General features: G+C 71.8%; 20 protein-coding genes and 1 pseudogene. 14 read left to right on the top strand and 7 right to left on the bottom strand.

What is annotated here, in order from left to right; all coding sequences use genetic code 11:
• A pseudogene (locus ACJ73U_RS08005) lies at positions 1 to 379 on the top strand (ABC transporter permease); the annotation flags it as partial.
• An 85-nt stretch (positions 380 to 464) separates the two neighbouring features.
• On the opposite strand, the gene pulA reads toward ACJ73U_RS08005, so the two are convergent.
• Positions 465 to 3461: a pullulanase-type alpha-1,6-glucosidase gene (gene pulA, locus ACJ73U_RS08000; RefSeq protein WP_407776897.1), complete on the bottom strand. Its 2997-nt coding sequence runs from the start codon at positions 3459 to 3461 to the stop codon at positions 465 to 467.
• A 114-nt stretch (positions 3462 to 3575) separates the two neighbouring features.
• On the opposite strand from pulA, the gene ACJ73U_RS07995 reads away from it, so the two are divergent.
• From ACJ73U_RS07995 to ACJ73U_RS07970, 6 genes are all read left to right on the top strand, one after another.
• Positions 3576 to 4331, top strand: a complete 756-nt coding sequence (locus ACJ73U_RS07995; RefSeq protein WP_407776896.1) for an SDR family NAD(P)-dependent oxidoreductase — start codon at positions 3576 to 3578, stop codon at positions 4329 to 4331.
• On the top strand, positions 4328 to 5392 hold the full coding sequence (locus ACJ73U_RS07990) for an aldose 1-epimerase family protein (RefSeq protein WP_407776895.1): 1065 nt from the start codon (positions 4328 to 4330) through the stop codon (positions 5390 to 5392). The genes ACJ73U_RS07995 and ACJ73U_RS07990 overlap by 4 nt, the downstream gene beginning before the upstream one ends.
• Positions 5389 to 6579 carry a CaiB/BaiF CoA transferase family protein gene (locus ACJ73U_RS07985; RefSeq protein WP_407776894.1) on the top strand — a complete coding sequence of 397 codons (1191 nt, stop codon included), beginning with the start codon at positions 5389 to 5391 and terminating at the stop codon, positions 6577 to 6579. The genes ACJ73U_RS07990 and ACJ73U_RS07985 overlap by 4 nt, the downstream gene beginning before the upstream one ends.
• Positions 6576 to 7685: a hypothetical protein gene (locus ACJ73U_RS07980; RefSeq protein WP_407776893.1), complete on the top strand. Its 1110-nt coding sequence runs from the start codon at positions 6576 to 6578 to the stop codon at positions 7683 to 7685. Before ACJ73U_RS07985 ends, ACJ73U_RS07980 begins: the two co-directional genes overlap by 4 nt.
• Positions 7686 to 7756: 71 nt before the next feature.
• Positions 7757 to 8503, top strand: a complete 747-nt coding sequence (locus tag ACJ73U_RS07975; protein WP_407776892.1) for an enoyl-CoA hydratase/isomerase family protein — start codon at positions 7757 to 7759, stop codon at positions 8501 to 8503.
• Positions 8504 to 8736: 233 nt separating this feature from the next.
• Complete coding sequence (locus ACJ73U_RS07970) at positions 8737 to 9924, top strand: fumarylacetoacetate hydrolase family protein (protein WP_407776891.1); 1188 nt, start codon at positions 8737 to 8739, stop codon at positions 9922 to 9924.
• On the opposite strand, the gene ACJ73U_RS07965 is transcribed toward ACJ73U_RS07970, so the two are convergent.
• Genes ACJ73U_RS07965 through ACJ73U_RS07955 form a run of 3 tightly spaced genes read right to left on the bottom strand, consistent with a single transcriptional unit; the run spans position 9921 to position 12528 of the window.
• Positions 9921 to 10688 (bottom strand): dienelactone hydrolase family protein, encoded by a 768-nt coding sequence (locus tag ACJ73U_RS07965; RefSeq protein WP_407776890.1) that lies wholly within the window; start codon positions 10686 to 10688, stop codon positions 9921 to 9923. The genes ACJ73U_RS07970 and ACJ73U_RS07965 overlap by 4 nt on opposite strands.
• A 42-nt stretch (positions 10689 to 10730) precedes the next feature.
• Positions 10731 to 11762, bottom strand: coding sequence for a LacI family DNA-binding transcriptional regulator (locus ACJ73U_RS07960; RefSeq protein WP_407776889.1), 1032 nt, complete (start codon positions 11760 to 11762; stop codon positions 10731 to 10733).
• A 19-nt stretch (positions 11763 to 11781) separates the two neighbouring features.
• Positions 11782 to 12528 carry a FadR/GntR family transcriptional regulator gene (locus ACJ73U_RS07955; protein WP_407776888.1) on the bottom strand — a complete coding sequence of 249 codons (747 nt, stop codon included), beginning with the start codon at positions 12526 to 12528 and terminating at the stop codon, positions 11782 to 11784.
• Between the two features lie 83 nt (positions 12529 to 12611).
• Here ACJ73U_RS07955 and ACJ73U_RS07950 point away from each other — a divergent pair, with 83 nt between their 5' ends.
• Genes ACJ73U_RS07950 through ACJ73U_RS07935 form a run of 4 tightly spaced genes read left to right on the top strand, consistent with a single transcriptional unit; the run spans position 12612 to position 17731 of the window.
• Positions 12612 to 13961 carry an ABC transporter substrate-binding protein gene (locus ACJ73U_RS07950; RefSeq protein ID WP_407776887.1) on the top strand — a complete coding sequence of 450 codons (1350 nt, stop codon included), beginning with the start codon at positions 12612 to 12614 and terminating at the stop codon, positions 13959 to 13961.
• The gene (locus ACJ73U_RS07945; RefSeq protein ID WP_407776886.1) at positions 13958 to 14851 is read left to right on the top strand and encodes a carbohydrate ABC transporter permease; all 894 of its coding nucleotides are present in this window, start codon (positions 13958 to 13960) and stop codon (positions 14849 to 14851) included. Before ACJ73U_RS07950 ends, ACJ73U_RS07945 begins: the two co-directional genes overlap by 4 nt.
• Positions 14841 to 15812, top strand: a complete 972-nt coding sequence (locus ACJ73U_RS07940; RefSeq protein WP_407776885.1) for a carbohydrate ABC transporter permease — start codon at positions 14841 to 14843, stop codon at positions 15810 to 15812. Before ACJ73U_RS07945 ends, ACJ73U_RS07940 begins: the two co-directional genes overlap by 11 nt.
• A 23-nt stretch (positions 15813 to 15835) precedes the next feature.
• Positions 15836 to 17731 (top strand): hypothetical protein, encoded by a 1896-nt coding sequence (locus tag ACJ73U_RS07935; protein WP_407776884.1) that lies wholly within the window; start codon positions 15836 to 15838, stop codon positions 17729 to 17731.
• A 37-nt stretch (positions 17732 to 17768) separates the two neighbouring features.
• On the opposite strand, the gene ACJ73U_RS07930 is transcribed toward ACJ73U_RS07935, so the two are convergent.
• The gene (locus ACJ73U_RS07930) at positions 17769 to 18977 is read right to left on the bottom strand and encodes a cytochrome P450 (RefSeq protein WP_407776883.1); all 1209 of its coding nucleotides are present in this window, start codon (positions 18975 to 18977) and stop codon (positions 17769 to 17771) included.
• A 205-nt stretch (positions 18978 to 19182) separates the two neighbouring features.
• On the opposite strand from ACJ73U_RS07930, the gene ACJ73U_RS07925 reads away from it, so the two are divergent.
• Entirely contained in the window at positions 19183 to 20400 is a 1218-nt protein-coding gene (locus ACJ73U_RS07925) for a glycoside hydrolase family 5 protein (protein ID WP_407776882.1), read from the top strand.
• 182 nt (positions 20401 to 20582) lie between these two features.
• Here ACJ73U_RS07925 and ACJ73U_RS07920 read toward each other — a convergent pair whose 3' ends face one another.
• Positions 20583 to 20996 carry an SRPBCC family protein gene (locus tag ACJ73U_RS07920; RefSeq protein WP_407776881.1) on the bottom strand — a complete coding sequence of 138 codons (414 nt, stop codon included), beginning with the start codon at positions 20994 to 20996 and terminating at the stop codon, positions 20583 to 20585.
• A 242-nt stretch (positions 20997 to 21238) separates the two neighbouring features.
• On the bottom strand, positions 21239 to 21733 hold the full coding sequence (locus ACJ73U_RS07915; RefSeq protein WP_407776880.1) for a cupin domain-containing protein: 495 nt from the start codon (positions 21731 to 21733) through the stop codon (positions 21239 to 21241).
• 141 nt (positions 21734 to 21874) lie between these two features.
• On the opposite strand from ACJ73U_RS07915, the gene ACJ73U_RS07910 reads away from it, so the two are divergent.
• Entirely contained in the window at positions 21875 to 23248 is a 1374-nt protein-coding gene (locus ACJ73U_RS07910; RefSeq protein ID WP_407776879.1) for a hypothetical protein, read from the top strand.
• Positions 23249 to 23317: 69 nt separating this feature from the next.
• On the top strand, positions 23318 to 25032 hold a 1715-nt coding region (locus ACJ73U_RS07905), incomplete at its 3' end, for a family 78 glycoside hydrolase catalytic domain (protein ID WP_407776878.1).

The raw sequence follows: 25032 nt of genomic DNA, 5'->3' as shown, positions 1-25032 counted from the left end.
CAAACTATCCAAAAACGACGCACAAAAGAACTCCTTCATCCGCACCGACCGGGTGCTCGCCGGCGCGCTGGTCACCGCGAGCCTGCTGGCCGCGCTCGGCGGCCTGCTGCTGTCCGGCCGGCTCGCGTCGGTCGCCGCCGCACAGGGCAACGGCGCGATCTTCACGGTGTTCGCCGCCGCGGTGATCGGGGGCGTGAGCCTCAACGGCGGCCGCGGCACCGTCTTCGGCGCCTTCACCGGGATCCTCCTGCTGTACCTGATCCAGAACGTGCTCACCCTCGCGGGCGTGCCGGCGCAGTGGATCGGCGCGCTCAACGGCGCGATCATCCTCGTCGCCCTCGTGCTGTCCCGGATCACCAGCGGACGCAACCAGGAATAGCGTTCTCCACCACGGACGGAGGAGTCCACCGCCGACACCGGGCAGGTCCCGTGGCGGCCATGGCCGTGACCCGGGTATACGGGCCTCAGCGCGTGACGAACACCGCGACGCTGCGGGCCGGCACGGAGAACGTGCCGGTACCCGCGTCGTAGGACGACGTGCGCACCACCGGGTCCGCGCCGCCGGCCTGGACCGGGTGCAGCCGGTAGTGGGCGCCGGCCAGCGCGGGCACCGTCTGGGTGGTGGCCTCGGCGGACGCGTTGAACACGACCACGATCCCCTCCCAGCGCGGGTCGAGGTCGGTGCCCCGGTGGTCGTCGAGCGCCATGACGATCACGCCGGGCGCCTGGCTCGGGCCGCCGGTCGGGAAGCTCAGCCGCTGCTGGATCGCGGCGGCGGACCCGAGCCGGAACAGCGGCGAGGAGTTCCGGATCGCCAGCAGGTCCATCGCCTGCCGGTGGGCGGTGAGGATGTCCGGCTGCCGCGGCGCCAGCGCCGGGTCGGACAGCAGCGGCCGCATGTAGTCCCACTTGGCCTCGTTGTCCGCGCGTGGCGGCAGGCCGGAGCCCCACGTCGACTCCTGCCCCGTCCAGTCGATCCGGTTGAACCAGTCGCCGGAGTTGAAGCTGTTGCGGTCCAACGACTTCGACCGCAGCAGGTCGGTGCCCGCGTGCCAGAACACCGGACCCTGGCAGAATGCCGTGGTGGCCAACGCGACGGTGTTCATCCGCACCCGGTCGGCCATCGGGGTGTCCCGCGGCAGCTTGTACTGCGAGATGTCGAACAGCGTCTCGTTGTCGTGCGCGTCGACGTAGGTGATCGTCTCGCTCGGGTCGGCGGCGTACCCCGCGGGTTGGCCGTTGTAGTCGACCTGCGACCCGGACACGAGCGTGCCGGTGCGGTCGACGAACCGGTAGCCGCGCAGGTTCCCGGCGAGGCCGACCTTGATCTGGTCCTGGTACAGCAGCAGCCGCGCCCGCTGCTCGTCCGGGGTGCCGTTCACCGGGTCGCCGTTCGGGTCGGTGTACAGGCCGGTGCCGAAGCCCTGGATCCTCGGGTCCTCGTCGAACGGGCCGCCGCCGCGCACCGCGTCGCGCAGCCGGTCGGAGAAGGTGCCGACGCCGGTGCCGGCCATGTTCGCCTGCGTGGCCTGGACGAACCGGGCGTCGTTGGCGACCTCGCCGAAGTTCCACCCCTCGCCGTAGAGGTAGATCCGCCTGCCGTCGACGCCGTCGTGTGCGACGGTGAGCCTGTCGAGCGCGGCACGCACGGCGAGGATGTTGGCCTTGGGCTGGTGACCCATCAGGTCGAAGCGGAAGCCGTCCACCTTGTACTCGCGGGCCCAGGTGACGACCGAGTCGACCACGAGCTTGCCCATCATGCGGTGCTCGGTGGCGGTGTTGGCGCAGCAGGTGGAGTTCTCCACCGCGCCGGTGGCCGAGAGGCGCTGGTAGTAGCCCGGCACGATCCGGTCCAGCACGGAGTTCGGGTCCTGGCCGGCGGCCGGCGTGTGGTTGTACACGACGTCCAGCACCACGCGCAGGCCCGTGCCGTTGAGCGCGCCGACCATCTGCCGGAACTCGCGCGTGCGGGTCGGGCCGTCGGGGTTCGTGCTGTAGGAACCCTCCGGCGTCGTGTAGTGCAGCGGGTCGTAGCCCCAGTTGAAGCCGTCGGTGTCCCGGACCGGCTCGACGCAGGCCTGCTGCTCCTCGGCGGCGGGGCCGAACGCGCGGAGGTCGCACTGGGGAACCTGCTGGGCGTCCCTGCGTTCCTCGATGCTCGCGATGTCGTTGGTGGGCAGCAGGTGCACGGTGTTGAGGCCGGCTCGGGCGAGGTCCCGCAGCTGGCGCATGCCCGCGCTGTCCCGGTCGGTGAACGCCAGGTACGTGCCGCGGTGGGCGGCGGGCACGGTCGCGTCGGTGATCGAGAAGTCCCGCACCTGCAGCTCGTAGATCGTCGAGTCCTCCGGCTGGGCGAGCGGTGGCTTGCGGAGGTGGTCCCAGCCCGCCGGTGTCAGCGCCGGGTCGTCGAGGTCGACGAGGACGGACCGCGCCGAGTCCGTGGTCAGGCCGAGCGAGTACGGATCGGTCACGACGTTGGTGACGACCTGGTCGAGCGCGGGCACGTACACGGTGACCGCGAAGGCGTAGGGGGCGTCGCGCCACCCGCGCTCGCCCCGCGCGTGCCAGACGCCGTCCCGGTCACGGGTCATGGCGAGCCGCCGGTCGCCGAGCACGAGTTCGACCCGCGTGGCCGTGGGTGCCCACAGCGCCAGCGACGGTGTGCCGTGCCGCCACACCGGACCCAGCGTCTGGTGCGCGGCGCCGGCGTAGACGTCGTCGAGCACCCCGGCGAGCTGCACACCCGTGGCGTCGGCCAACCGGCCCTCGGCGTCGTACGCGGCGACCGCCAGCTGGCCGGTGAGCAGGTCCTTCAGCGCGGTGGCGGGTACGCGCAGGGCCTCGTAGCCCGTCAGCTGCGGGTACTGGCGGGCCAGGTCCGGCGGCAGCCCGGCCGGGTCGAGGGTGAGCGGCAGCCAGTCGCCGCCGGTGACGCCGCCCGCGGTCGCGACCAGTCCGCCCCGGGGCGCGTGGTACAGCCGGTAGGTCGTGGCGGTGGCCGGGACGTCGAGCGCGATCACGTCGCGGCGCAGCCACTGCGCCCGCGCCGACCTCAGGTCCGGCGAGGCGGTGCCGGCCGAGACGGTGAGCACGTGGGTGGCCAGGTCGTAGGAGAACGTCGTGCGGTCGCCGTCGGCCGTCACGGTGAAGGGGATGTTGGCGCCGTCGCGGGCCCCACCCGCGCCGTAGTTCTCCGCCCAGCTCAGCCCGTGCGCGACCTTGACCTCGTACTGGCCGGCGGGGATCGCGGTGGTGACGAAGGTGTAGAGCCCGTCGCCGTCCGGGTCCTCCAGCTGGGACAGCAGGCAGTCGGGTGACCAGTCCGCGGGGCAGCCCAGCTCGCTCTGGAAGCTCCCCGGTGCGGTGACGACCGGGCCCTCGGCCGCCGACACGGTGGGAGGTGCCGCCAGGGCCAGGAGTATCGCGACGGCGATGGCGGTCAGCACCCTGTTCCTCGTCACGGCGGCTCCCGACGCTGGGCGATGGTGGCTCGCACACTCTACTTCTGGCGCACCGGCAACGTTAGCGCTAACGTGTGTCCTGCCAGGCACAATAAGAATTTCTGGAGGTACGCGGTGGCCAGTGCCGAGCATCGTGGCGGCGCGTTCGTCACCGGGGCGGGTGGCGCGCTGGGCCGCGCCGTCGCCCAGCGGTTGGCCGCCGACGGGCGGGACGTGGCCGTGCTCGACGTCGACGCGGCGGCCCTCGCCGGCACCGTCGAGGTGGTGGAGAAGGCCGGCGGCCGGGCGCTTGCGCTGTCGGTGGACCTGCGTGACGCCGACGCCGTCGAGGCCGCGTTCGCGCGGGCCGAGGCGGAGCTGGGTGGCGTCGGGGTGCTCGTCAACAACGCGGCCGTCTACCCGGCGCGCCCGTTCCTGGACGTGCCGCTCGCCGAGTACGACGACGTGGTGGCCGTGAACCAGCGGGCCTACTGGGTGGCCGCACAGGCGGCGGCCCGGCGCATGGTCCCGGCCGGCGGCGGCGCGATCGTCAACATCGCGTCGATCACCATGCACGGCGGCTGGGCGGAGCTGGCGGCGTACGTGTCGACCAAGGGCGCGGCGACCGCGTTCACCCGGGCACTCGCCCGCGAGCTGGGGCCGCACGGGATCCGGGTCAACGCGGTCTCCCCGGGCGCGTTCCCCACGGCGGCCGAGGAGATCCACGCCGACCCCGAGGCCTACACCAGGTTCGTGCTGGCCCACCAGGCGCTCAAGCGCCGGGGACGCCCGGCGGAGCTGGCCGCGGTGGTCTCGTTCCTCACCGGGCCGGACTCGTCGTTCGTCACCGGGCAGTGCATCGAGGTCAACGGAGGGTGGGTCATGTCATGAGGCTGTCCGGCAGGGACTACGACCGGGGGGCGCTGGCGCGGCTCGCGGGGGACGTGAGCGCCGCGGGCGGGGTGCGGTCGGTGGTGCTCGACGACGGGGCCGAGCGGGGCATCCGGGCACTCGAGTTCCGCACCGGTGCGGGGCTGAACTTCGACGTGCTCGTCGACCGCGCCATGGACCTCGGCACCGCCGAGTTCCGCGGCAACGGGTTCGGCTGGCGGTCCGCGACCGGCTTCCGCCACCCCGGACTGCACGAGTACGCCGACGACGACGGCCTGTCGATGATGCGCAGCTTCTCCGGGCTGCTGCTCACCGCCGGGCTCGACCACACGCTGTTCGGCGCCGAGGTGGACGCGTCTCAGTACCGGTACCCGCCGAAGAGGACCGTCCGCAACGGACTCCACGGACGCGTCGCCAACCTGCCCGCCCGCCTGCACGGCTACGGCGAGCGGTGGGACGACGACGAGACGTGCGTGCTGTGGGCCGAGGGCGAGGTCCGCCAGGCCGCGATCTTCGGCGAGCACCTGCGGCTCACCCGGCGCGTCGAGGCACCCGTCGGCGGCACCGAGATCCGCCTCACGGACACCGTGCGCAACGCCGGCTTCGACCCGACCCCGCACATGTACCTGTACCACGTCAACATCGGCTGGCCGTTCCTCGACGAAGGCGCCCGGTTCGAGCTGCCGGTCGAGCGGACCGTCTGGCAGAGCGACAGCGTCGCCGAGCAGGGTGTGTCCAATGTGGAGGTACCGGCGCCGCGGAAGGGCTTCGTGGAACAGGTCTACGAACACGTGCTCAAGCCCGACGAGCACGGCATCGCCCGCCCGCGCCTGGTGAACGAGCGGCTCGGCGTGTTCTTCGAGCTGGCCTACGACACCACCCGGTTCCCGGCGTTCTTCCAGTGGCTGCACCTGCGGGAGGGCGCGTACGCCATCGCGTTCGAGCCGTCCACGCACCACGTGGCCGGTGACCAGGCGGCCCGCGACGACGGCACGATGATCTTCCTGGAACCGGGCGAGGAACGTCGCTACACCACCACCTTCCGGGTGGGCACGCTGTGAGCGTCCTCAGCGGCTATCGGGTGCTCGACTGCTCCATCGCCATGGCCGGGCCGTTCGCCGCGCAGCGGCTGGGCGACCTCGGCGCGGACGTGGTGAAGGTCGAGCCGGTGACGGGGGAGTGGCAGCGGCACGCGGCCGCCGGCGGCGCGGCCGGCAACCGGATCAACGTGTCGTTCCTGTCGCTCAACCGCAACAAGCGGTCGCTCGCCGTGGACCTCAAGTCCGCCGACGGCAGGGCCGTGCTGGCGAGGCTCGTCGCGTCCGCGGACGTGTTCCTGCAGAACTACCGGCCGGGTGTCGCGCGGCGGCTGGGCGTGGACTACGAGAGCCTGCGGGCGATCAACCCGTCCATCGTGTACGTGTCGATCTCCGGCTACGGCGAGGACGGCCCCTACGCGCAGCGCCCGGGCCAGGACCTGTTGCTGCAGGGCATGTCCGGCGCGATGCTGTCCACCGGCCGCCGGGACGAGGCGCCGCGGGCGGCCGGCCAGTACATCGTGGACGCCGTCACCGCGTCGACCGCGTTCGAGGGTGTGCTCGCCGCGCTCCTGCACCGCGAGCGCACCGGCGAGGGACAGCTCGTGACCGTCAACATGCTCGACGCGATCACCACCCTGCAGATGCAGGAGCTGTCCGTGCACACCGTCGGCGGGGTGCCGCAGGAACGCGGCGACGAGCCGCACGCCCACGTCTACATCCGCGCCCCCTACGGCGCCTTCAAGACCGCGGACGGCTACCTCACACTGGCGTTCCCGCCGTTGAGGACCCTCGGCGAGATCCTCGGCGAGGACTCGTTCCTCGACCTGTCGGACGAGGAAGCCGGCTGGCACCAGCGCGACGAGCTGTTCGCGCGGACCGCCGCGCACCTCGCGACGAAGCCGACCCGGCACTGGCTCGACGCGTTCGCCGCGGCGGGCATCTGGGCCGGCCCGGTGTACGGCTACGCCGACCTGCTCGACGACCCGCAGATCAGGCATAACGGCACGTTCGTCACCTACGACCACCCCACCGAGGGCCGGGTGACCGTGCCGGGCTTCCCGTACCGGTTCTCGGCGACCCCGCCACGCATCGACCGGGGCGCGCCGCTGGTGGGCGAGCACACCCGCGAGGTCCTGACCGAGATCGGGCTCGACGAGGCCGAGATCGGCGCGTTGTTCGACCGCGGTGTCGTGGCGGAGACGGCATGACGTTCCGCGCCCGTTTCCGCGGCGTGACGTGGGACCACCCGCGGGGCCGGGAGGCGTTGCGGGCGGCCGCGCCGCCCGACCTGCTCGCCTGGGACGTCCAGTCCCTGGCGGGGTTCGAGTCGCATCCGGTCGCCGACCTGTGCGCCCGCTACGACCTGGTGGTGCTGGACCACCCGCACCTCGGTGCGGCCGTCGAGGCCGGTTGCCTGCGCCCGCTGGACGAGCTGTTCGGCGCGGCGGAGCTGGCGTCCTGGGCGGAGCAGTCGATCGGCCCGTCATGGCGGTCGTACACGCTCGCGGGTCGCCAGTGGGCGCTCCCGCTGGACGCGGCGACCCAGGTGCTGGCCGCGCGTGGCGACCTGACCGGGTACGTGCCGTCCACGTGGGACGAGGTGCGGTCGCTGGCCAGGGCGGAGCCCACCGCGCTGTCGCTGGCCGGTCCGCACGCGTTCCTCACGTTCGCCTCGATCGCCGTGGCACTGGGCGAGGAGCCGGCCGCCACGCCGGACACCCTGGTGTCGGCGGAGACCGGGCGGGCGGTGTTCGACCTGATGACCGAGGTGGACGCCCGCGCGCCGGCGGAGACCCGCGCCCTCGACCCGATCGGCCTGCTGGAGCTGATGACCACGACCAACCGGCTGGCGCTGTGCCCGCTGGTGTACGGCTACGTCAACTACTCCGGCAGGGTGACCTTCGGCGACGCGCCGGTCGTCGCGCCGGGCGGGCGTCCGGGTTCGACGCTGGGGGGCACGGGCATCGCGATCAGTGCCCGTGCCCGGCCTTCCGCCGCGCTGCTCGACCACATCCGGTGGCTGATGGCCCCGCGGACGCAGCGCGAGTTCGTCCCGGCGCACGCCGGGCAGCCCAGCGCGCGGGCCGCCTGGCACGACGACGACGTCGACGCGGCCGCGCACGGGTTCTACCGCCGTACGGCCGGCACGTGCGAACAGGCGTGGGTGCGACCGCGCCACGCCGGCTACATCGCGTTCCAGGCCGCCGCGGCGGAGACCGTCCGCGGGGTGCTGTCCGGCGACCTCAACCCGGCCGCGGGCCTGGCCCAGTTGACCGACCTCCACCGCGCCTCGACCCGGGAGCCTGCCCGATGACCCCTCCAGTCGCCTCTCCGGTTGCCAGTCCGGTTGCCTCTTCGATTGCCGTCGACGAAGTCCGCCTCGAGGTGGACGGCCACGTCGCCACCCTCACCCTGAACCGCCCGGCGAAGCTCAACGCGGTGACCCCGCCGATGTCCGCGGCACTGGTCGACGCCGTGCACTGGTGCGACCACACGCCCGACATCCGGGTGATCGTCGTGACCGGTGCGGGGGAGCGGTCGTTCAGCGTGGGCTCGGACATCCGCGAGCTGGACCGGTACGCCACGCCGTGGGACTTCCGCAACCGCACCGACTACTGCGACGCCATCCGCGCCGCCCGGACCCCGACGATCGCCGCGGTGAACGGCTACGCCCTCGGCGGCGGCCTGGAGACGGCGCTGTCGTGCGACATCCGGCTCGCGGCGGACACCGCGTCGTTCGGCGCGCCGGAGATCACCCTCGGCTGGATCGGCGGCGGGGGCATGACCGCGTTCCTGTCCCGGGCGGCCGGTCCGAGCAACGCGGCGTGGCTGGTCATGACGGGGGAGCGGATCGACGCCGCCCGCGCACTCGAGTGGCACCTGGTGAGCGAGGTGGTCGCGCCTTCTCGCCTGCTCGACCGGGCCCGCGAGCTCGCCGCCACGATCGCGTCCCGCGCCCCGATCGCCGCCGAGACCGCCAAGATCAACCTGCGTGCCGCCCACAGCCTGCCCGAGGACAAGGCCCTGGAGTACGAACGCGACCTCCAGACGATCTGCTTCGCCACCGAGGACGCGGCGGAGGGCAGACGCGCGTTCGCCGAGAAGCGCCCACCCGTGTTCCACCGCCGCTGACCTCGCGGACCGGACCACGATCATGCCTGCGTTCCCGCCCTCGCCAAGGGCACGAGCGCTTTCCGCGGGCGAACTGCTCGGCGGCGGGTGACCGGTGCGCCCTCCGCCGCAAGGCGCCCACCCGTGCTCCACCGCACCCGGTGCCCGTGTCGGCGATCCGAGCGTGAGCTCGTGTCGGATCGCCGGGCTTTCGCCGGTGTCCCGACTCACTCCGCTGAACCAGACTGGAAACCATGACCATGCCCGCGTTCCCACCCGACGCAACCACCACCCTCCCCGCGGACGGCGCCGCCGGTGCGCTCGTCGGCCGGATCTGGCGACCCGACCTCGGCGGTCCGTCGGTGGTCGCCGTCCGTCCCGACGGTGTGGTCGACGTGACGGCCGCGTTCCCCACCGTGCGGGACCTGTGCGAGGCCGACGACCCGGCCGCCGCCCTGCGCGCGGCCCGCGGCGAACACCTCGGCGAGCTGTCCGTTCTCCTCGCCAACACTCCCGTCGAGACCCGGGACGCGGCGCGGCCCTGGTTGCTGGCACCCGTCGACCTGCAGGTGATCAAGGCCGCCGGGGTCACGTTCGCGGTGTCCATGCTGGAGCGGGTGATCGAGGAACGCACCCGCGGCGACGCGGCCGGCGCGGCCGGGGTCCGGGCCGAGATCGCCTCGCTGCTCGGCGGTCGCACGCTCGCGGACCTGCGACCCGGCTCGGCCGAGGCCGACTCGGTGAAGAAGCTGCTCGTCGAGCAGGGCATGTGGAGCCAGTACCTCGAGGTCGGCATCGGCCCGGACGCGGAGATCTTCACCAAGGCGCCGGTGCTCTCCGCCGTCGGCACCGCCACCGACGCCGGCATCCACCCCGACTCACGGTGGAACAACCCGGAGCCGGAGGTGGCGTTGGCGGTCGCCTCGACCGGCCGGATCGTCGGCGCGACGCTCGGCAACGACGTGAACCTCCGCGACATCGAGGGCCGCTCGGCCCTGTTGCTGCCCAAGGCGAAGGACAACAACGCCTCCGCCGCCGTCGGCCCGTTCCTGCGCCTGTTCGAGCCGGGCTTCTCCCTGGACGACCTCCGCACGGCGACCGTCACCCTCACCGTCGACGGCACGGACGGCCACCACCTCGACGGCTCCTCCTCGATGACCGAGATCAGCCGCGCCCCGGAGGACCTCGTCGCGCAGCTGGTCGGCCCCCACCACCACTACCCGGACGGCGCCGTCCTCTACCTGGGCACGATGTTCGCCCCCATCGAGGACCGCGACGCACCGGGCCAGGGCTTCACCCACCACGTGGACGACATCGTCACGATCGCGACCCCGACCCTCGGCGCCCTGGTCAACCGCGTCCGCACCAGCGACACCTGCGAGCCCTGGACCGTCGGGATCGCCGACCTGTTCCGCAACCTGGCCGCCCGCGGCGTGCTCTAGCCGGCGAACACCTCGGCGAGGAAGTCGACCAGTTCCCGCCAGCTGCGCCTGTCCGCCTTCTCCCGGTAGAGGGGAATGCCCGGGAGCGTGAAGGCATGCGGCGCGCCGGAGTAGAGCGAGATCCGCCAGTCGAGGTCCTCGCGGGTGCGCAGCTCGTTCTGGAAGGCGAGCACGGCTTCGTCGGGCACGACCGGGTCGGCGGCGCCGGTGGCGATCAGCAGCGGTCCGGTGATCGCGGCGACATCGGGCGGCTCGTGCGTGATCAGGGCGCCGTGGAACGACGCGGTGCCGGCCAGAGGTGTGCCGGTACGGGCGAACTCCAATGCCGCGCTGCCACCGAAGCAGTAGCCGATGACCGCGATGCGGCCCGGGTCGACGCGCGGGTCCTTCGCGACGACGTCGTAGCCCGCGCGGATCCGGGCACGCAGCAAGGTCAGGTCCTGGTAGTACCTGCCGGCCTCGGCTGCCGCGTCCCCGTCGTCGTCGAACCGGCGACCCGCGCCGTAGATGTCGACGGCGAACGCGAAGTAGCCGAGGCGGGCGAGCATCCGCGCGCGTGCCTTCGGGTATTCGCGCAGTCCGGACCAGTCGTGAATCACCAGTACCGCCGGCTTGCGACCGGCGATCGCGGCGTCGTGCACGGCGTATCCCTCGAGGGGTTGGCCGTCGTGCTCGTAGGTGACGGTCTCGTCCTCGATGCGCGCGCCGACGGCCAGGGGCACGGTGTCGACGAGGTTGCGGTGAACGGTGGACAGCTCGGTCATGCGAAGGGACTCCTGACCTGTGTGGGACAGCGAGGGCGATTTCTAGGAGCTGGCGCGGATCTCGATCCGGTAGCCGACGTCGCGTACCGGCTCGGCGACGGAACGGCCGTGGATGCGGTCCAGCAACAGGTCCGCGGCCAGCTCGCCGATCCTCGTCTGGGGCACGGCCACCGTGGTGAGGGCGGGGACCAGGTGGCGTGCCAGTTCGAAGTCGCCGAAACCCGTGATCGCCAGCCGGCCCGGGACGTCGATGCCCCGGCGCACGCATGCCAGCAGCGCGCCGGCGGCGAACACGTCGCTGGAGAACATCACCGCGTCCGAGTCGGGGAACCGCGCGAGGGCCAGGTCCAGCAGCTCCACCCCCAGGTCCATGGTGACCGTGCCGGCCGCGACCTCGACCGTGCGCGGCTCGGCGCCGAGCGCGGTCACGGCCTGCGTGTAGCCCGCGAGGCGTTCGGCGGAGCGTTGGTCGCCGGGGAGCTGGCGGCTGGCGAACGTGATCCGGCGGCGGCCCCGTTCGGCCAGGTGCGCCACCAACTCCGCGGTCGCCGCCTCGCCCGAGAAGCCGACCAGGACGTCGATCGGGCGGTCGGTCAGGTCCCAGGTCTCCACGACCGGCAACGCCGTCAACAACTTCCGCGCCGCGGTGGTGTGTTCGGTGCCGACCAGCAGGAACCCGTCCGGGCGGCGCCCCAGGAAGCTGCGGACCAGCGCCTCCTCGCGGTCCGCGTGGTAGTCGCTCGAACCCACGAAGATCTGGTAGCCGTGCGGGCGCAGCCGCTCCTCGAACGCGTGCAGGGTCTCGGCGAACACCGACGCGTTCATCGCGGGGATCACCGCCGCCACCGTCTGGCTGCGGTTGGACGCCAGGTTCGCGGCGAACAGGTTGCGCACGTAGCCCGTCTTCGCGATCGCCCGCTCGATGCGGGCACCCGTCTCCTTCGACACCGAGGCGGGGTCGCGGATCGCGCGGGAGACCGTCTGCGCGGACACGCCCGCCGCGGCGGCGACGTCGGACAGCGTCACCGCCTGGGTCGCGGACCGCTTGCGCCAGCGGCCTCGGGCTTGCGTCACCCGGTCATGATAGGGCTGGTCAGGTGGGACGGCGGCGCTGCCACGAGCCCAGGATGTGTGCCCGCATCGCCGCGGCGGCCGCGGCGGCGTCACCCGCCTCGATGGCCGCGCGGACCGCCTCGTGCTCGTCCAGGGTCTGGCGCATCACGGCCTCGTTGTACTCGCCGTGGTAGCGCATGCTGGTGCGGGCCTTGTCGTGGATGCTGTTGACGATCGTGCGACCGAGGCGGTTGCCGGACGCCGCCATGATCATGTCGTGGAAGCGGACGTCGGCGGCCGCGAAGTCGGGGGTGCGGTACAGGTTGGCACGCATCAGGTCCAGCTCCGCGGCGATCCGCAGCAGGTCGTCGTCGGTGCGGGTGTGGGAGGCCCTGCCGGCCATCTCGGCCTCCAGCGCGGTCCGCACCGCCACCAGCTCGTCCAGGAACGTCGCGTTGTCGTCGTGCGCGATGACCGCGGTCAGCACGACACCGTCCAGCAGGTTCCAGTGCCGCGGCTCGTTGACCGTGGTGCCCCGGCCGTGCTCGATGCGCACCAGGCCCTTCTCCTGCACCACCTTCACCGACTCGCGGATCACCGTGCGGGACACGCCGAACTCGTCGCACAGGTCGATCTCCGGGCGCAGCGTCGTGCCGGGCGACAACACGCCGCGGACGATGTCGTCCACCAGCTGCTCGACGACCGTCGTACCGAGCTTGGCGCGTCGGCGGGGCCTGCGGGGGTCGGGTTCGACCGTGCCGGCACCAGCCGCTAAGTCCTGGGTCACCGCGCCCTCCCGGAGCGTGTTCGCGTTACCCGGGAGAGTGTAGGGCATTGTGAAGACGTCATAGGTATGATGTCATACACGACATGGGACGACGAAGTCACTCGAGCCGTGTGGGGACGGCACTCACTGTCGCGGCGGTTCTCGCCGCAGCGGCCTGCGGGTCGCCCAACCCCGCCGGTGCCGGCGGCGACACCGGGAAGTACGGGTTCGCGACGGCCGCGCAACAGGACGGCAAGCTCGTCGTCTGGGTCGACTCGACGCGGCTCGACGCCGCGAAGGCATACCAGAAGGCGCATCCCAAGGCGCAGCTCGACATCGTGACCTACGACGGCAACGCCAACGGCAGCAACACCCTCAAGACCAAGGTGCAGCTGTTCGACCGCGCCCGCGAGGGCTGGCCGGACGTCGTGTTCACCACCGACAACAACACCGCGTCCTGGGCCTCCCAGGGCAACAACGCCTTCGTGGCACCGCTTTCCGAGGGACTGGTCGAGAAGTCCACACTGGACGGATTCGCCAAGGGCGCGCTGGACGTGTGCACGGTGGACGGCAAGGTCTACTGCCTGCGCAACGACCTCGCCCAGGTCGTCCTCTGGTACGACAAGACGCTCCTCGACCAGTTCGGCTACACCGTGCCGAAGACGTGGGAGGAGTACGAGGCGCTCGGCGACAAGGTCGCGACCGAGCACCCCGGCTACGTCATCGGCACCGCCGGCGACGCGTGGGCACCCGAGATCTACATGTGGGGCGCGCAGTGCCCGGCCAACCAGGTCACCGGCCCGAAGACCATCACCGTCAAGGCCACCGACGCGAAGTGCCTGCGAGCGGCGAAGATGATCGACAAGCTGGTCGCGAACAGGACCATGTCGATGGCCCCGCTGTTCGGCCCGGACTTCGCGAAGAACCAGGGCGACAAGGTGCTCATGCTCCCCGGCCCCGCGTGGTACGGCGGCGCGGTGTTCCAGGGCACGCTCAAGACGCCGGCCGGCCAGCTGGCCGTCGCCGACCCGCTGCACTGGGCCGACCAGTCCGAGCCGGTGACCGGCAACGTCGGCGGCGGCACGTGGTGGCTGTCCCGGCACACCGCGCACCTCGACGCGGCCAAGGACTTCCTCACCTGGATCACGACCGCCGACGAGTACCAGGTGGACCTGTCCCCCGGCTACCCCGCCTACTCCGACGCGGCCACCAAGTGGCTCGCCAAACAACAGGACAGCGGCTACTACACGGGTGACATCGCCGCCCCGCTGACCGCCGCGGCCGGCCAGGTCTGGTCCGGTTGGGGCTCGCCGGAGTTCAGCCAGGAGGCGGTCTGGGCCAAGACCGTGATCCCGGGCCAGACCGACGGCAGGACGGTCGAGTCGCTGCTGCCCGAGTGGCAGACCCCCAACGAGCAGCAGGCCCCCGTGTTCGGCGACCAGGTGAAGAAGTGAGTGCACCCGCCAGGGCCGCCAGGACGCGTTCCTGGCGGCCCGCGCCGGGTCACGCGTTCGTCTCCGGGTACTTCGTGCTGCTGGTGGTGTTCGGCATCGCCCCGGCGATCTACGCGCTCTACCTGTCGGTCACCGACAACGCCGGCGGCTTCGCGGGGTTGTCGAACTTCGTCCGGACCTTCCAGGACTACCGGTTCCTGCCCGCGCTCGGGCACGTCGCGACGTACCTGGTGCTGTGGCTGGTCACGCTGACCGTCTTCGTGCTGCTGCTGGCGCTGCTCGTGCACCGGCTCACCGCCCGGTGGTCGCGGGCGGCGCTGCGGTTCGTGTACTACGTGCCGGGTGCGCTCGCCGGCGCGTCGAGCGTGTTGCTGTGGCTGTTCATGCTCGACCCGTCGGTGAGCCCCGCCGCGGGCCTCGTCCGCTACCTGTGGGGCGACACGTTCGTCTCGGTGATCGCGCCGGGTAACCTGCCGCTGCTGTTCACGGTCATCGCGTTCTGGACGGGTGCGGGCGGCTGGATCGTCGTGATGTACGGGGCGCTCAACACGATCCCGCACGAGCTCATCGAGGCGGCCCGGGTCGACGGCGCCGGGCCGGTCACCGTGGCGTTGCGGGTGCAGCTGCCCATGCTGCGCAAGTGGGTCGTCTACATGCTGATCCTCTCGCTCGCGGCCGGCACGCAGCTGTTCGTGGAGCCGCAACTGGTGTCACAGGCCAGTTTCGGGGTCGTCGGCACCGACTACTCGCTCAACCAGCTCGCCTACCTGTACGCGTTCAACCAGGGCGACTTCAACGGCTCGGCGGCGATCGCCATCGACCTGCTGATCGTGGCGCTGTGCTGCTCCGGGTTGTTCGTGGCGCGAGGAGGCCTCTTCGATGCGGACTGAGGAGCGGACCGAGGAGCTGTCCGCGCGGCACCGTTCCGCGCCGCGGGCGACGCCGCCGGCGCGCCCGCGCGCGCCTCGCCAGTCGCGCGCGCGGGTGCTGCCGGTCGTCGGGCGCGTGATGTCGGTCGTGGTGCTGCTGGCGTTCGCCGTGTTCTTCGTGCTGCCCATGGTGTGGTTGCTGCTCGGCGCGACGAAGAGCCCGGGCGAGCTCGTCGACGCGCACCCGCTGTCGGCCGGCTCCTTCGGCGACCTGTTCACCAACTGGCGGCACCTGATGTCGTTCCAGGACGGCGTGGTGCTGACCTGGATGGGCAACTCCGTGCTCTACGCGTTGCTGTCCGTGGTGCTGACGCTGCTGGTGAGCATCCCGGCCGGGTACGCGTTGGCGCTGATGGACTTCGTGGGCCGCCGGCTGCTGCTGGTCGTGACGCTCGTGGTGATGCTGCTGCCGGCCACCGCGCTCGTGCTGCCGATCTTCCTCGAGCTGAGCTACCTGAACCTGGTGAACACCACGGCCTCGGTCGTGCTGCCGATGGCGTTCTTCCCGTTCGGGGTGTACCTCACCTACATCTACTTCGCCACCAGCGTCTCCGCAGACCTGCTCGACGCCGCCCGGCTCGACGGCTGCGGCGAGGTCGCCACGTTCACCCGAGTCGCGCTCCCGCTCGCGAAGCCGGTCGTGGCGCTCGTCGCGTTCTTCAGCTTCGTCAACAACTGGAACAACTTCTTCCTGCCGTACGTGATGCTGCCCAGCAGCGGCAAGTACCCGATGCAGGTGGGGTTGACGCAGATGCTGTCGGCCACCCCGACGTTCAACCCGGTGGTCGGCGCCAACGCCGAGGTGCAGCCCCCGGAGCTGGTGCTCGCCACGCTGGTGTCGATCGCCCCCGTGCTGCTGGTCTTCCTGTTCTCCCAACGGTTCCTGGTCGCGGGCCTCACCGCCGGTGGCACCAAGGGATGACCTTCTCTCCCGAGGAGCCCACAATGACGAGGTTCAGGGCAAGCGTGCCGGTCATCGAGCCGCCCGCCTGGGCACTGGCCCAGCGCGCGCTGTTCGACCTGCTGGACGAGGGCTGGCGGCTGTTCGCCGAGAAGTACACCCGTCCCGACGGGTCGCTGCGCTACGGCGGCCGGCTGTCCACACGCGACGGTGCGGACGACTTCTTCGAGCCGTTCTTCAACTGGCCGCAGCTCTACCTGCTGGGCGGCGCGGACGACCTGCTGGCGGCGTGCGAGCGGCACTGGCACGGCCTGGTCGCGCAGATGACCTCGCTCGGCATGTTCGCCGACGAGTTCGAGATCGGCTACGACTGGTTCCACCAGGGCGAGAGCCTGCTGTTCACCTACTTCCTCACGGCGGCCGACCCGGCGGCGTGGGCGGGCAGGGCGACCCGGTTCGCGGAGCTGTACACCGATCCCGCCCACGGCAACTACGACCCCGCGCACCGCATCATCACCGCACCGCACAACGGCAGCGGCGGCGCGCGGGACGGCGTCTCGAACACCACCCACTACCCGTGGACCGCGGCGGAGGCGGCGCAGTACGGCTTCCCGCTGGACTGGCTGGTGCCCGACGGCACGCCGTACTCCCCGGACGATCCGCGGCTGGGGGAGGAGATGCGGCACCGGCTCGGGCGGGGCGACGTGGTGGGCAACCTGAGCGTCGCCGGCCTGGTGGGCAACGCCTACCTCGCGACGGGGGAGCCGCGGTTCGCCCGCTGGCTGGCCGAGTACGTCGGCGCCTGGCGGGACCGGGCGGCGGCGAACGGCGGCCTGATCCCGGACAACGTGGGCCTCGACGGCGTGGTCGGCAGCCGGCTCGACGGCCGCTGGTACGGCGGGCACTACGGCTGGTCGTGGCCGCACGGCCTGTACAGCCTGGGGCAGGCCGCGGCGGTCGGCGCGCTGACCGCCGCCCGGGTCACCGGCGACGCCGGCTACCTCGACATGGTGCGGACCCTGCTCGACACGGTGATCGCCCGCGGCGTGAAGCTGCCTTTCAGCGAGAGCGACTCCGCCAACCAGGGCCGCTGGCGCGCGCACCTCGGGTCCGATGTGGACACTCCAACGCTGCTGGTGCCGTACCGGCACAGCGACCGGGGCTGGTTCGACCTCAACCCGATCCAGACGTCCGTGCCGTTCGCGCTGTGGCACCACACCGGCGCGGCGGCGGACCGGGACCGCCTCGACGCCCTGCGGGCGGGGTCCGGCTACGACTGGGCGACGGTCCGCCCGTTCCGCGACAAGGAGGAGGCGGGCCACGAGGAGCCGTGGTACGCGTACCTGTGCGGCGACAACCCGGACTACCCGGCGCGGATCCTGGCCGCCGCGCACGCACAGGCCCGCCGCCGCATCGCGTTGCTCCTGGCGAACGCCGACGACGAGCCGGGGGAGGAGCAGATCCACCTGTGGCAGAACGTGAACCCCGTCGTCACGGAGGCGCTGTGCCAGCTGATGTGGGGCGGCCCGCAGGTGATCTACAACGGCGGCCTGCAGCAGGCGCGCGTGCGCTACTTCGACGCGGTGGCGGGCCGGCCGGGCGTGCCCCGGGACGTGGCGGCGCTGGTCAGCTCGATCGACCCGGCCGCGACGGTGGTGACCCTGGTGAACCTCTCCGCCCGGGACGACCACGTGCTGGTGGTCCAGGCCGGCGCGTTCGCCGAACACCACGTCATCGACGCGACCGCGACGGCCGCCGCCCCGACCTGGCCCGGCCACGACACGGAGTACGTCCACCACACGCCGACCGAGACCACCACGTCGAGGGCGGTCGACGCGTCGTGCCTGACGGTGGAACTGCCGGCGGGCACGACGGTCACCCTGACGTTGCGCCTGGCCCTGCACGCCCACCAACCGACGTACCGCTCCCCACTGGCATAGCTTTGTGGGATGGCCTGGCGGTAAAGGGGCCGGCTGGTCAGCGGAGGCGGACCGGGAGGGACTCGAGGCCCCGCAGGAGGCTGCTGCGGCGCCAGCGCAGCTCCCCGGGGTCGACGGCGAGGGCGAGATCGGGGAAGCGTTCGATCAACCGGCCGATGGCGACCTGGCCCTCCAGCCGGGCGAGCGGCGCGCCGAGGCAGAAGTGGATGCCGTGGCCGAACGCGAGGTGACCGGCGGCGTGGCGGGTGATGTCGAGGTCGTCGGGCTCGCCGAAGCGGTCGCCGTCGCGGTTGGCCGAGGCCAGTGCCACCAGCACGAACTCGTCCGCCGGGATCGTGACGCCGCCGATCTCGACCGGGGCCGCCGTGTAGCGCAGCGTGGCATGGGAGAGCGGGCCGTCGTAGCGCAGGAACTCCTCCACCGCGCCGGGCAGCAGCGCGGGGTCGGCCCGCAGCGCGGCGAGCTGGTCGGGGTGGGTCAGCAGGGCCAGGGTGCCGTTGGCGATCAGGTTGACGGTGGTCTCGTGCCCGGCGACGAGCAGCAGGAACGCCATCGACACCAGCTCGGTCTCGCTCAGCAGGTCGTCCTCCTCGCGGGTCAGCACCAGCGCGCTGAGCATGTCGTCGGCGGGGGCGGCGCTCTTGCTGGCGATCAGCTGCCGCAGGTAGGCGGCCATGGCCCGGCTGGCGGCGACGATCTCCTCGTGCTCGGCGGCGGACAGCAACGTCGCGGACCACGCCCGGAAGTCGTCGCGGTCGGCCTGCGGCACGCCCAGCAGCTCGCAGATCACCGTGACCGGCAGCAGGAAGGCGAAGTCGTCCACCAGGTCGATCTCGTCCCGGCCGGCGAACCCGGCGAGCAGGTCCTCGGTGATCTCCTCGACCCGCGGCCTCATCAGCTCGACGCGCCGCATCGTGAACGCCTTGGCGACGAGCTTGCGCAGCCGGGTGTGGTCGGGCGGGTCGCTGTTGAGCAGGTGTGAGGAGAGGTCCTGCCCGAACGCCCCGCTCCCGCCCGCCGGGCTGTGCCGCGTCACCAGTTCCTGCACCCGCCGCTGGTCCTTGCGCACGTCCGGGTTCGTCATCGCCTCCCGGGCGTCGGCGTACCGGGTCACCACCCAGACCTTCATCCCGCGCGGCAGCAGCGCCTCGCGGACCGGCGCCTCCTCCCGCAGCCGCCGGTAGAACGAGTACGGATCCTGGATGACGTCCTCGTCCAGGCGGACGGGTGCGGTCGTGCCGGTCATGGTTCCCCTTCCTCGCGTCGATCCTCCCGGATCCACTGTGGCACGGTCCCGTACCGAGATGGCTGAGACGTCTCTCAGGCCGGACACCCGCCGGGGGAGACGCCGCACGCGGGAGAACGGGGCTTTGCGCAGGGGTGGCCGTCAGCTACGGTGTCTTTTGGGAGCGCTCCCAGAACACGTTGCCTGACTTCTCGAAGGAGAGAGCATGAAGCAACGGTTGGCGGTGCTGTGCGCCCTGCTCGCGGCCGTGCTGGCGGTGTCCGGGGTGCCCCGGCAGGAGGCCGCCGCGCAGGTGAGCGGCACCGGCACCGGTTACCTGCACACCAGCGGTAACAAGATCGTCGACAGCACCGGCGCCACGGTCCGGCTGACCGGGCTCAACTGGTTCGGGATGGAGACCGACAACAAGACCTTCCACGGCCTGTGGGCGAACGTGACGTGGAAGTCGCAGCTCGACCACATGGCCCAGCTCGGGTACAACACGATCCGCGTGCCCTACTCGAACGACGCGCTCAAGCCGGGCGCGGTGGCGAGCGGCATCAACGACTACGTCAACCCCGACCTGGTCGGGCTGTCCCCGCTGCAGATCCTCGACAAGGTGATCGACTACGCGGGCCAGAAGCACATGCGGATCATCCTCGACCGGCACCGGCCGACCAGCGCGCAGCAGACCGCCCTCTGGTACACGTCGACGGTGTCCGAGGCGACCTGGATCAACGACTGGAAGGCGCTGGCCCAGCGGTATGCCGGCAACACCACCGTGATCGGCGCGGACCTGCACAACGAGCCGCACGCCGAGGGCACGAACCCGCAGGCGACCGGCGCGTGCTGGGGCTGCGGCGACACTGCGCGCGACTGGCGGCTCGCCGCCGAACGCGCGGGCAACGCGATCCTGTCCGTGCAGCCGAACTGGCTGATCTTCGTCGAGGGCGTGAGCTGCCCGAGCGGCGGCAACTCGAACATCTGGGACGGCGACCCCAGCAACGACGAGGACTGCGGCTGGTGGGGCGGCAACCTGTCCAAGGCGGGCGAGTTCCCGGTGCGGCTGTCCGTGGCCAACCGGCTGGTCTACTCCCCGCACGAGTACGCGACGTCGGTCTACGACCAGACCTGGTTCCACGCCCCGGACTACCCGGCGAACCTGCCGGGAATCTGGGACAGGTACTGGGGTTACCTGTACAAGCAGAACATCGCCCCGCTGATGATGGGCGAGTTCGGCTCGACGCTGGCCAACCCGGTCGACAAGGTGTGGCTGCAGAACCTCATGCGCTACACGGGCACCGGCGCCGGCGGCATGTCCTTCACCTACTGGTGCTGGAACCCCAACTCCGGCGACACCGGCGGCATCGTCGGCGACGACTGGGTGACGGTGAACCAGGAGAAGCAGTCCATCCTGCAGCCCTACCTGAGCCCGCCGAGCTGACGAGACGCGCGGACGCGATGAGGACCCCCTTCATCGCGTCCGCCACGGGAATCCCACTGGCGCGTTGCCGGCCTTGCCGCGGCGCCGGTGCCGGGTGACTCACTGCCTCGCCACTGGTCCTCGGGGCGCCTGGCGGCAGGCGTTGCGGTAGCGGGGCGCTGCCTGCTCTTGGCCGCGCCCCGCTACTGGCGCTGCGCGGCGTCCCCGTCCGCGGTGGCGGCCTGCGCGAGGGCGGCCACGGTCTGCTCCAGTCCCTTCTGAACCTCGTCGCCGGCGGTCTCGCGGACGCTGTGCAGCGCCACGGTGATGCGCGACCGGCCGGCGCCGGCCTCGTCGATCTGCAGTTCGCCGTGGTAGTCGTCGGGGCCCTCGGCGCCCCACGCGAGCCTGCGGGCCGACTCGTCCGGCCGCACCCAGGCCTCGCCGTCGACGTGGTGGCCGTGCACCTCGGCCTCGACGTGCACGGACTCCCCGCCTTCCGGCTCGGCCGCCGTCATCTGCGGGAAGTAGCGCGGCAGGTTCCGCGGATCGGCCAGGAAGCGGAACAGCACGTCCGCGGAGACGTCGGCGTCGGCGGTGTGCGTGTAGGTGGTCATGGCCACCGAGTGCCCGCGTTGCCGCTGCTCACACCACTCGGCCAGGCAATCCTGCCACCCCGCCACTCCCCTCTTTCCTACCACTTACTATCAACTATATAGATGTCCGATTATATCGCCGTGTTGGCGGCGCCCCGAGGAGGTCGACGGGCGGCAGGGCACAAAAAGCCGAGAGGGGGAGGGCCACCACAAGTCGTGGGCGAAGGCGGTCGGTCACGCCCGCCCGCGGTGAGCGCGGTGGGTCACGGTCGCCCGCGGGTCAGCGCGGTGATGAGGTCGGCGCGGTGTGGCCAGCGCTGGGCCAGCTGGGCGGGGTCCGCGAGTTCGAAGTCGCCGGGGACGAAGCCGGGCGCCATGGTGTTGCCGTACACGCCGTACTCGCCGCCGGGGCGTAGGCGCGCACCCATCCAGGTGCCGTTCGGGACGGTGACCTGGACGCGCTGCCCGTGGAGCACGTCGGTGCCGAGGACGACCAGTTCGTCCCGCCCGTCGGGGTGGAGGAGGAGCAGCTCGACCGGGTCGCCGAGGTAGAAGTGCCAGATCTCGTCGGTGGGCAGCCGGTGCATGTCGGAGAACGATCCCGGCGCGGTGGTGAACATGGCCACCATGGCCGTGCACAGCGGCTTCCCGTCCGCGCCCCTGCCGGCGGACTCGTAGGTGGGGGTGAACAGCACGTCCTCCTGCGGCATCTTCGTGAGCTGCCAGAGCTGCCGCAGTTCCTCGGCTGTCGGTCGCATACCGCGACATGGTGCCAGCGGGCGCCGGGGAAGTGAGCATTGCCTGGGTGTGAAGGGGCTATTACAGTGGGCTACTACCCGGTCGCTGAAACGTTTAAACCCCTGCTCTGGTCACCGGTTCGTTCGGTTGGGAGCCCTGCCATGTCCCGCGCCCGCCGCTGGTTTCTGCCTGCCCTGATCACTGTCCTCGTCCTCGCGGTCGTCTCGCCGCCGGTCGCGTCCGCCGCGCCGGTGGGGCTCGACGGCGCGCACTGGATCTGGTTCCCGGAGGGCGATCCGCGCGTGAGCGCGCCCGCCGCCGACCGTTACTTCCGCACGTCCTTCACCGCCCCCGCCGGCACCGTCAGTGAGGCCCTTCTCGTCGTCACCGGCGACGACACGGTCGACGTCTGGCTCAACGGCACGCCGCTCGCCGCGTCCCCGCGACGCGTGGACGCCTGGAGACAGGCCATCGCGGTCGACCTGCGGTCCGCGGTCGTGCCCGGCGTCAACACGCTCGCGGTCGCCGCGCGCAACACCAGCGCCGGCCCGGCCGGGCTCGTCGGCCGGTTGCGGGTCACCACCTCCGCCGGCACGTCCGAGCTCGCCACGGGTGCCGGCTGGCGGTCGAGCCGGACGGTGCCGGAAGGGTGGGAGCAGCCCGGCTTCGCCGACAGCGGCTGGTCGGCGGCACTCGACCTCGGCGCGTACGGCGTCGGGCCCTGGGGGAGTGGCGTCGCCGCGCCGGACCTCGCCGCCGGCTCCCCGCTGGCCGTCACGGGCGGCACCGTCGAGCACCGGGCCGAGCCGCTCGGGATCGACGCGGCGAAGCCCCGGTTCGGCTGGCGGCTCGTCTCCTCGAGTCCGCAGCAACGCCAGGGTTCCTACCAGCTCGTGGTGTCCACCGGCACGCAGCAGGTCTGGGACAGCGGTCAGGTGACCGCGGCCACGCAGGTCGACCTCCGCTACGGCGGTCCGGCGCTGGCGCCGCTCACCCGCTACACGTGGCGGGTCCGTGTCTGGGACACCCAGGGCCGCGCGAGCGCCTGGAGCCCCACCTACTCGTTCGAGACCGCGCCCGGCTCGTGGACGGCCGGGTTCATCGGCGCGGCCGACCCGGACCTGAGCGGCGCGAGCTGGATCTGGTACCCCGAAGGCGATCCGGTCGCGGGGGTGCCGCCGCAGACCCGGTACTTCCGGCGGACCGTCGACCTCGCGGCCAGGCCGAGCGCGGCCACGCTCGTGCTCACCGGGGACGACACCGCGGACGTGTGGGTCAACGGCACCCAGGTGAGCACCTCACCGCGGGTCACCGACTCGTGGAAGAACGCGGCGGTCGTCGACGTCAGTGCACTGCTTTCCGCCGGCGCCAACACGATCGCGGTGCGCGCGGACAACACCACGCAGTCGCCCGCCGGGGTGGTCGGCAAGCTGGTCGTCCAGGGCGGTCCGGCCGTCGTCACCGACGCCGGCTGGCGGGCGAGCCAGACCGGGCCGTCCGGCTGGGAACGACCCGGCTTCGACGACAGCGCCTAGCCGGCGGCGCGGGCGCTCACCGCCTACGGCAGCGGGCCGTGGGCGTCGAACGTCCGCATCCCGGCGCCGTTGCTGCGCAAGGGTTTCACCGTCACCAAGCCGGTCGCCCGCGCCCGGCTCGCGACCACCGCGCTCGGGTTGCACGAGACGCGGCTCAACGGCGAGCGGGTCGGCGCGGACGTGCTCGCGCCCGGCTGGACCGACTACCGGAAACGCCTGCAGTACAAGGTGTTCGACGTGACGGGCAAGATCAGGCAGGGTGCCAACGCGCTGGGCGCCTGGCTCGGCAACGGCTGGTACTCGGGCAGCCTCGGCTTCGCCGGCAGCCAGTACTACGGCACCCGACCGTGGTACTCCGCGCAGCTGTGGCTCACCTACACCGACGGCACGACGTCCGTGGTCACCACCGACGGCTCCTGGCGCACCGCCGCGAGCCCGATCCGCGCTGACGACCTCTACCACGGCGAGACCTACGACGCCCGCAGCGCGGTACCCAACTGGGACGGTGCGGGTTTCGACGACGGCAGTTGGTCCGCGGCGGTCGTGCGCACCGAGCAGGCGCCGACCATGGTGTCCCAGGTGGACGACGGCGTGACGGTGCAGCAGGAGCTGCACCCGGTCGCGATCACCCAGCCGAAGCCGGGGGTGTGGGTGTTCGATCTCGGCCAGAACTTCTCCGGCTGGAACCGGCTCGCCGTGCGTGGCCCGGCGGGGACGACGGTCACGATGCGGCACGCGGAGGTCCTGAACCCGGACGGCACGATCTACACGGACAACCTGCGCAGCGCGCAGGCGACCGACCGGTACACCCTCGCGGGCACCGGCGGTGTGGAGACCTACGAGCCGAGGTTCACCGTGCACGGCTACCGGTACGTGGAGGTGACCGGGCTGCCGCCCGGCACGACCCCGACGGCCGACACGATCACCGGCCGGGCCGCGTGGGCGTCCGGCGGGCAGCCGGGCACGCTCACCACGTCGAACGCGTTGGTGAACCAGGTGCAGCACAACATCCTGTGGGGCACGCGGTCGAACATGCTGTCGATCCCGACCGACTGCCCGCAGCGGGACGAGCGGCTCGGGTGGACCGGTGACATCGGGATCTTCGCCGCGACGTCGACGTTCAACCTGGCGACGCACGACTTCCTCGACAAGTTCAGCGACGACCTCACCGACGCGCAGCGGTCCGACGGCGCCTTCACCGACGTGGCCCCGGCGGTGATCGACGGCGCGGGCCGCGCGGGCTGGGGCGACGCGGGTGTGATCGTGCCGTACACGGTCTGGCAGCGGTACGGGGACACCGTGGTGATCGACGAGCATTTCGCCGCGATGGCGAGGTGGGTGGACTACCTGCGTGCCACGTCCGGCGCGGACCTGATCCGTGACCAGTGGACCTACGGTGACTGGCTCAACGTCAGCGACGACACCGCGCTGGACCTGATCTCCACGGCGTTCTTCGCCCATTCCGCGCGGTTGGTGTCCCGGATGGCCGCGGCGACCGGCCGGAACGCCGAGGCGTCGACGTACGGGCAGCTCGCCGACCACGGGCACGTCGACACCGCGTACCAGATCCTGCTGCAGCCGGACTTCCCCGGCTGGGGCTACATGGTGAACCGTGGCGCGACGACCATCTGGGAGCGGTGGGACGGCATCGAACCGGACGGCTCGTTCAACAAGCCGGAGATGAACTCGTTCAACCACTACGGCCTCGGTTCGGTGGGCGACTTCCTGTACCGGCGGGTCGGCGGGCTCGGCCCGGCGAGTCCCGGCTACGGGTCGCTGCTCAT

This window comes from Actinophytocola sp. (assembly GCF_045807065.1).
Classification (GTDB): Bacteria; Actinomycetota; Actinomycetes; order Mycobacteriales; family Pseudonocardiaceae; genus Actinophytocola.
The sequence above is the reverse complement of the archived record's forward strand: the minus strand, read 5'-3'. Positions and strand labels throughout refer to the sequence as shown.

Excerpts from the sequence above, each read along its gene's own strand:
- ACJ73U_RS07990 (WP_407776895.1), top strand. The coding sequence starts at position 4,328 with ATGAGGCTGTCCGGCAGGGACTACGACCGGGGGGCGCTGGCGCGGCTC.
- ACJ73U_RS07980 (WP_407776893.1), top strand. The coding sequence starts at position 6,576 with ATGACGTTCCGCGCCCGTTTCCGCGGCGTGACGTGGGACCACCCGCGG.
- ACJ73U_RS07970 (WP_407776891.1), top strand. The coding sequence starts at position 8,737 with ATGACCATGCCCGCGTTCCCACCCGACGCAACCACCACCCTCCCCGCG.
- ACJ73U_RS07965 (WP_407776890.1), bottom strand. The coding sequence starts at position 10,688 with ATGACCGAGCTGTCCACCGTTCACCGCAACCTCGTCGACACCGTGCCC.
- ACJ73U_RS07950 (WP_407776887.1), top strand. The coding sequence starts at position 12,612 with ATGGGACGACGAAGTCACTCGAGCCGTGTGGGGACGGCACTCACTGTC.
- ACJ73U_RS07940 (WP_407776885.1), top strand. The coding sequence starts at position 14,841 with ATGCGGACTGAGGAGCGGACCGAGGAGCTGTCCGCGCGGCACCGTTCC.
- ACJ73U_RS07935 (WP_407776884.1), top strand. The coding sequence starts at position 15,836 with ATGACGAGGTTCAGGGCAAGCGTGCCGGTCATCGAGCCGCCCGCCTGG.
- ACJ73U_RS07930 (WP_407776883.1), bottom strand. The coding sequence starts at position 18,977 with ATGACCGGCACGACCGCACCCGTCCGCCTGGACGAGGACGTCATCCAG.
- ACJ73U_RS07925 (WP_407776882.1), top strand. The coding sequence starts at position 19,183 with ATGAAGCAACGGTTGGCGGTGCTGTGCGCCCTGCTCGCGGCCGTGCTG.
- ACJ73U_RS07920 (WP_407776881.1), bottom strand. The coding sequence starts at position 20,996 with ATGACCACCTACACGCACACCGCCGACGCCGACGTCTCCGCGGACGTG.
- ACJ73U_RS07915 (WP_407776880.1), bottom strand. The coding sequence starts at position 21,733 with ATGCGACCGACAGCCGAGGAACTGCGGCAGCTCTGGCAGCTCACGAAG.
- ACJ73U_RS07910 (WP_407776879.1), top strand. The coding sequence starts at position 21,875 with ATGTCCCGCGCCCGCCGCTGGTTTCTGCCTGCCCTGATCACTGTCCTC.